Below are 6,896 nucleotides of genomic sequence, written 5' to 3'. Positions count from 1 at the left end.
CTCCCATCCCCACTCCCATCCCCACTCCCCTGCCCGGACCTCGTTCACTTGCGCGTGTCAGCGCATCGGGATGCGGACGCCGCGTTCGGCGGCCACCTCTTCGGCTCGGGCGTAGCCCGCGTCCACGTGGCGCATCACGCCCGTTCCCGGGTCGTTGGTCAGTACGCGCTGGAGCTTCTCCGCGGCCAGGGGCGTTCCGTCCGCGACGCAGACCTGCCCCGCGTGGATGGAACGGCCGATGCCGACGCCGCCGCCGTGGTGGATGGACACCCACGTCGCGCCGGACGACACGTTCAGCATCGCGTTGAGCAGGGGCCAGTCGGCGATCGCGTCCGAGCCGTCCGCCATGCCCTCGGTCTCCCGGTACGGGCTGGCGACCGAGCCGCAGTCGAGGTGGTCGCGGCCGAGGACGATCGGGGCGCTGATCTCGCCGCGCGCCACGAGGTCGTTGAACACCTCCCCGGCCCGGTCGCGCTCGCCGTAGCCCAGCCAGCAGATCCGGGACGGCAGGCCCTGGAAGCGCACCCGCTCCCCCGCCATCCTGATCCACCGGGCCAGCGGCTCGTTGTCCGGGAACAGGTCGAGGATCGCCCGGTCGGTGCGGGCGATGTCGCGCGGGTCGCCGGACAGCGCCGCCCACCGGAACGGGCCCTTGCCCTCGCAGAACAGCGGCCGGATGTAGGCGGGGACGAACCCGGGGAAGTCGAACGCCCGCGCGTACCCGGCGAGCTGCGCCTCGCCCCGGATGGAGTTGCCGTAGTCGAAGACCTCGGCGCCCACGTCCTGGAAGCCGACCATCGCCTCGACGTGCGCCGCCATCGACGCGCGGGCCTTCTCGATGAACGCGGCCGGGTCCTTGCCGCGCTCGGCGGCCATGTCCTCGAACGCGACGCCGCGCGGCAGGTAGGCGAGCGGGTCGTGGGCGCTGGTCTGGTCGGTGACGACGTCGATCGGCGCGCCGCGGCGCAGCAGTTCGGGGACGACGTCGGCGGCGTTCCCGAGCAGCGCGATCGACAGCGGCCGCCGGGCCGCCTTCGCCTCCTCCGCGAGCCGCAGCGCCTCGTCCAGCGAGCCGGCGCGGACATCGCAGTACCGGTGCTCGACGCGCCGCTCGATGCGGGACGGGTCGCACTCGACGCAGATCGCGACGCCGCCGTTCATCGTCACGGCGAGGGGCTGCGCGCCGCCCATCCCGCCGAGCCCGGCGGTGAGCGTGATCGTCCCCGCGAGGGTGCCGCCGAAGCGCTTCTCGGCGACGGCGGCGAACGTCTCGTAGGTGCCCTGGAGGATGCCCTGGGTGCCGATGTAGATCCACGACCCGGCGGTCATCTGGCCGAACATCGTCAGGCCGAGCGACTCCAGGCGGCGGAACTCCTCCCACGTCGCCCACTGCGGCACGAGGTTGGAGTTCGCGATCAGCACCCGGGGCGCCCACTCGTGCGTCCGGAAGACGCCGACCGGTTTGCCGGACTGGACGAGCAGCGTCTCGTCCCCCTCCAGGTCGGTCAGCGAGCGGACGATGCCGTCGAAGGCGTCCCAGCTGCGGGCCGCCTTCCCCGAGCCGCCGTAGACGACCAGCTCGTCGGGGTGCTCGGCGACCTCCGGGTCGAGGTTGTTCTGGATCATGCGGAGGGCGGCCTCCTGCGGCCAGCCCTTGGCGGTGAGGCCGGTGCCGCGCGGCGCGCGGACGGGACGGGGACCGGACATCTGCGGACTCCTTAGGAGAGAGGGCCGGTTAGGAGAGAGGGCCGGTTAGGAGAGGGGGCCGGTGACGGCCTCGGCGGCGGCGACCAGGGAGCCGTCCCGGACCAGCTCGGTCGCGGCGGCGATCTCGGGCGCGAGGTAGCGGTCCGGGCCGGGCGGCGGGACGGCCTCCCGCAGCCGTGCGACGACGGCGCCGGTCGCCGGGCCGGGCCGCAGCGGGGTGCGCAGGTCCAATGCCCGCGCGGCGGTGAGGATCTCGATGGCGATCACCTGCGCCAGCCCGTCGACCGACCGGCGCAGCTTGCGGGCCGCGTTCCAGCCCATCGACACGTGGTCCTCCTGCATGGCCGAGCTCGGGATGGAGTCGGCGCTGGCCGGGGCGGCGCGGCGCTTCAGGTCGGACACGATCGCGGCCTGCGTGTACTGGGCGATCATGTGGCCGGAGTCGACGCCGGGGTCGTCGGCGAGGAACGCGGGCAGCCCGCCCGAGCGGCCCTTGTCGAGCATCCGGTCGGTGCGCCGCTCCGACATCGACGCGACGTCGGCGGCGGGCACGGCGAGGAAGTCCAGCACGTACGCGACGGGCGCGCCGTGGAAGTTGCCGTTGGACTCGACCCGGCCGTCCGGCAGCACCACCGGGTTGTCGATGGCGGACGCCAGCTCCCGTCCGGCGACGAGTTCGGCGTGCGCGAGCGTGTCCCTGGCGGCGCCGTTCACCTGGGGTGCGCAGCGCAGCGAGTACGCGTCCTGGACGCGGGTGCAGTCGGGCCCGCGGTGCGACTCCATGATCTCCGAGGCGCCCAGCAGCGCCCGCAGGTTCGCCGCCGACGCGGCCTGGCCCGGGTGGGGCCGCAGTTCTTGCAGGTCTGCGGCGAAGACCCGGTCGGTGCCGAGCAGCGCCTCGACCGTCATCGCGGCGGCGACGTCGGCGGCCGTGAGGAGCCGCCGCAGGTCGTGGAGGGCCATGACGAGCATTCCGAGCATCCCGTCCGTGCCGTTCAGGAGGGCGAGACCCTCCTTGGCGCCGAGCTCGACCGGTGCGATCCCGGCCTCCGCCAGCGCGTCCGCCGCGGGCCTCAGCTCGCCGGCGGCGTCCCGGACCGACCCTTCGCCGATCAGCGCCAGCGCCACGTGCGCGAGCGGGGCGAGGTCCCCGGAGCAGCCGAGGCTGCCGTGCTCGAAGACCTGGGGCGTGATGCCGGCGTTGAGCAGCGCGGCGAGCGTCCGCGCCGTCGCCGGCTGCACCCCGGTCCGTCCCGTGGCGAGCGTGCGCAGCCGGAGCAGCATCAGCGCCCGGACGACCTCCCGCTCCACCTCGGGCCCCGACCCGGCCGCGTGCGACCGGACGATGTTGAGCTGCAGCTGCGCCCGCAGCTCCGGGGCGATGTGCCGGGTGGCGAGCGCCCCGAACCCCGTCGAGACCCCGTAGACCGGGGTCGGGCGGGCGGCCAGCTCCTCGACATGGGCCCGCGACTCGCCGATGAGCTTGAGCGCCGCGTCCGTCAGCGAGACCGCCGCGCCGCCGCGCGCCACCGCCACCACCTGATCGAACGCCAGTGCCTCCGGGCCGACCTCGATGATCTCGTCCGCCATGTCGATGCTCATACCCACCATTGGAGCGTCCCCGGCGCCGCCGCGGGAGGGGTGGCGGCCAGCGGCTGTCTCAGATACGAGACTTCTGCGGGATAATGGGGCCATGAGCCAGGTTCCGGCCGCCCGCCGCGCCCTGGCGGTGCTGCGCCTGCTGGCCGCGGCGCCCGGCCCGCTCCCCGCCTCGGCGATCGCGCGCTCCCTCGGGCTGCCCCGGTCCAGCACGTACCACCTCCTGGCGGCGATGGCCGAGGACGGCTTCATCACCGCCATCCCGGAGGAGCGCCGCTGGGGCCTGGGCGTCGCCGCGTTCGAGATCGGGTCCGCCTACCTGCGGCACGAGCCGCTGGAGCGCCTGGCCCGCCCGCTGCTCCGGCGCCTGGTGGACCGCGTGGGCGAGATCGTCCAGCTGGGCGTCCTGCACGGCGCCGAGACGCTCTACCTGCTCAAGGAGCAGCCGCCCGGCCACGCGACGCTGGTCACCGACGTGGGCGTCCGCATGCCCGCCCACCTCACGGCGAGCGGCCGCTCGATGCTCGCCCACCTGCCCGCGGCGCAGGTCCGCGCCCTCTTCCCGGGCCGGTTCGTCGACCTGTTCGTCGACCGCACAGGCCGGGGTCCCGCGTCCCTGCGCGAACTGCGCCGCGTCCTCGCCGAGGACGCGCGCCGGGGATGGGCGGTGGAGGACGGCCACATCACCGAGGGCTTCGCGAGCATCGCCGCCTGCGCCTTCGACCACACGGCCCACCCCACGGCGGCGATCACCGTGACGTTCCGCCGCGAAGCCCACCCGCCCGGGACATGGCCCGCCCTGGCGGGTCCGGTCCGCGACACGGCCACCGCCCTGACGACGCGCCTGACCGGCCGGGTGCCCGGCTGAGCCGGCCCTGGAGGGTCAGAGGCCGTATCGGGAGAGGACGTCCCGCTTGCCGCCGGTGAGGAACTTCCGCGTCATCCGGCCGCTGGTGAGCCATTTGACGGCGTCGCCGTTCTTCTTGCTGGCCAGCATCCTGTCGACCAGGTAGGGCGCGACGTCGTCGACGTGGTCGCACAGGATGTTGAGGATCTTCCGCTGGTCCCGCACCTGCTCCGGTGCCGCGGCGGCCTCCCGGAGCCAGCCCTCGGTGACGAGCATCCCGGGGCTGACCTGCCCGACCCGGACGTCCGTGCCGTCGACCTCCTTGACGAGCGCGCGGGTGAACGAGTCGAGGCCGCGCTTGGTGGCCGAGTACACGCCCATCCCCGGGCGGATCCGGCCGTCGCTGCCGCCGCCCAGGATGTTGAAGACCTGGCCGCCCTTCCCGCTCATGCCGCGCACGGCGACCTGGGAGCCGTACACGGTGCCGAGCATGTTCGTGGTCACCATCGTCCGGACGTCGGCGGCGGACGTCTCCGCGATCGGGCGGGTGGTGTTGGCGACACCGGCGTTGTTGATCCAGAGGTCGACGCCGCCGAGCGCCTCGACGGCGGCGTCCCACAGCTTCTCGACCTGCGCGGGGTCGGTGACGTCCACGGCGACTCCGTGGACGGCGGCCTCCCCGGCGGCCTCGGGCGCGAGCCGCTCGACGGCGTCGTCCACCGCCGCCTGGGTGCGTCCCGAGACGACCACTCCGTGGCCGCGGCGCAGCAGCTCGCGCGCGAGCGCGAACCCGATCCCCTTGGTGCTTCCGGTGACGACTGCCCTCCGCATGGCCACTCCCGGGGTAAGCCGGGCCTTACGCCCGGACGGCGTTGATCGTACGCACGCCGCGAGCCCCGGCCACAGGCCCAATCCCGCACAGCCACAGGCCCAATCCCGCGCAGCCACAGGCCCAATCCCCCGCGGCCGCGGGCCCGATCCGGCCTGCCGCCGTCATGCCTCCGCGGGAGGGCGCAACCCGTCGAGCAGAGCTTGGACGATCGGGTCGAGGTAGGCGGCGTCGCCGTCGATCCCGCCGATGGCGACGATCATGTCGAGGATCTGCTCCAGCGCGAGGTCGCGGCGGACCTCCCCGGCCTCCTGGGCGGCGGCGAGGAGCCCGCCCCCGGCCGCGAGCACCCTGGCGCGGTTCCGGCCGAACACGGGGTTGTCGCCGTCGATGTGGGTGAGCAGCTCGGCGGCGATGGGCCGCTTGCCCGCCGTGAAGACGAGGAAGCGCTGCAGCCAGGCCGTGAACACCGCGCCGGGCGTCTCCCCCTCGACCGTCCCGGCGGCCGCGCAGACGGCGTCGACCTCGTCCTGGTAGAGGGCCTCCAGGAGCTCCCGCCGGCTGGCGAAGTTGCGGTAGAGCGTGGCCATGCCGACCCCCGCGCGCCGGGAGATCTCGGCCATGGAGATGTCGTGGTCGGAGTCGGCGAACGCCTCCCGGGCCACCGCGAGGATCTTCTCGCGGTTGCGCCGGGCGTCGGCACGCCGCGTGGGTGCAACGGACACGGGCTTTCCAAACGGATAGGCTATCCGGTACGGTACCGGAGAGGTTGTTCGTTTACGCGCCTCAGCGTATCCCACCCGTCCGCCGCGACCCGCGGCATTTCGAGGAGTTCCCCATGGACCACCGCCCCCTCGGGCGCACCGGCGTCTCCGTCAGCCCGTTCTGCCTGGGCACGATGATGTTCGGCGCCTTCGGCAACCCCGACCACGAGGACTCGGTCAAGATCGTCCACCGCGCGCTCGACGCCGGGATCAACTTCGTGGACACCGCCGACTTCTACTCCGCCGGCGAGTCGGAGCGGATCGTCGGCAAGGCCCTGGCCGGCGGGCGGCGCGACGGCGTCGTCCTCGCCACGAAGGCCGGGCTGCCGTTCGGCGACGACCCCAACCGGCGCGGGACGTCGCGCCGCTGGATCACCCAGGCGGTCGAGGGCTCGCTGCGCCGGCTGGGCACCGACTGGATCGACCTCTTCCAGATCCACCGCCTCGACCCGGACGTCGACCTGGACGAGACCCTCGGCGTGCTGTCCGACCTCGTGCACGCCGGGAAGATCCGGATGTTCGGCACGTCGACGGCCGCCGCCTCCGAGATCGTCGAGGCGCAGTGGACCGCCGAGCGCCGGAGTCGCGAGCGCGTCCGCACCGAGCAGCCGCCGTACAGCATCCTGGCCCGCGCCGCCGAGTACGACGTGCTGCCGACCTGCCTGCGGCACGGCATGGGCGTGCTGACCTACAGCCCGCTCGCCGGCGGCTGGCTGACCGGCAAGTACCGCAAGGGCCGGGACGTCGAGCCGCCGGGCTCGGTCGCGCGCCGGGAGGGCTTCGCCGCCGTGTACGACGCGACGTCGCGGGCCAACGCGGCCAAGCTCGACGCCGCCGAGGCCCTCGCGGTGCTCGCCGAGGAGGCCGGGCTGTCGCTCGTGCAGCTGGCGCTCGCGTTCGTCACCCGCCACCCGGCGGTCACGTCCGCGATCGTCGGCCCCCGCACGATGGACCACCTCGACTCGTACCTGGCGGCCGCCGGCGTCGAGCTCTCCGAGGACGTCCTCGACCGCATCGACGAGATCGTGCCGCCCGGCCACACCGTCAACATCGCCGACAACATGTGGAACACGAGCACGAAGGCCCTGGAGCCCGCGTCCCGCCGCCGCTGAGCGCGCCCCCTGCCGGTCACCCCGCCCTGGCCACGCCG

Annotated in this window: 6 protein-coding genes; 2 read left to right on the top strand and 4 right to left on the bottom strand. The window is 74.0% G+C overall.

Features of this window, described 5'->3' with window-relative positions; translation table 11 throughout:
- Nucleotides 1-57: 57 nt before the first annotated feature.
- Entirely contained in the window at nt 58-1,707 is a 1,650-nt protein-coding gene (gene hutU / locus E1266_RS17010; protein WP_132048020.1) for a urocanate hydratase, read from the bottom strand.
- 45 nt (nt 1,708-1,752) lie between these two features.
- A complete protein-coding gene (gene hutH / locus E1266_RS17005; protein WP_132048024.1) occupies nt 1,753-3,297 on the bottom strand; it encodes a histidine ammonia-lyase in 1,545 nt (514 codons plus the stop codon).
- Between the two features lie 103 nt (nt 3,298-3,400).
- On the opposite strand from hutH, the gene E1266_RS17000 reads away from it, so the two are divergent.
- Entirely contained in the window at nt 3,401-4,174 is a 774-nt protein-coding gene (locus E1266_RS17000) for an IclR family transcriptional regulator (RefSeq protein ID WP_132048018.1), read from the top strand.
- Between the two features lie 15 nt (nt 4,175-4,189).
- On the opposite strand, the gene E1266_RS16995 is transcribed toward E1266_RS17000, so the two are convergent.
- The gene (locus E1266_RS16995) at nt 4,190-4,984 is read right to left on the bottom strand and encodes an SDR family oxidoreductase (RefSeq protein ID WP_132048016.1); all 795 of its coding nucleotides are present in this window, start codon (nt 4,982-4,984) and stop codon (nt 4,190-4,192) included.
- Between the two features lie 162 nt (nt 4,985-5,146).
- Nucleotides 5,147-5,707 carry a TetR/AcrR family transcriptional regulator gene (locus tag E1266_RS16990; RefSeq protein WP_132048014.1) on the bottom strand — a complete coding sequence of 187 codons (561 nt, stop codon included), beginning with the start codon at nt 5,705-5,707 and terminating at the stop codon, nt 5,147-5,149.
- 113 nt (nt 5,708-5,820) lie between these two features.
- Between E1266_RS16990 and E1266_RS16985 the strand changes: the two genes are divergently transcribed.
- The gene (locus E1266_RS16985; protein ID WP_132048012.1) at nt 5,821-6,858 is read left to right on the top strand and encodes an aldo/keto reductase; all 1,038 of its coding nucleotides are present in this window, start codon (nt 5,821-5,823) and stop codon (nt 6,856-6,858) included.
- Nucleotides 6,859-6,896 lie beyond the last annotated feature (38 nt).

The organism is Actinomadura sp. 7K534 (genome assembly GCF_004348575.1).
Taxonomy (GTDB): Bacteria; Actinomycetota; Actinomycetes; order Streptosporangiales; family Streptosporangiaceae; genus Spirillospora; species Spirillospora livida.
Note: the sequence above shows the minus strand (reverse complement) of the source record. Positions and strands in the feature narration are given on the sequence as shown.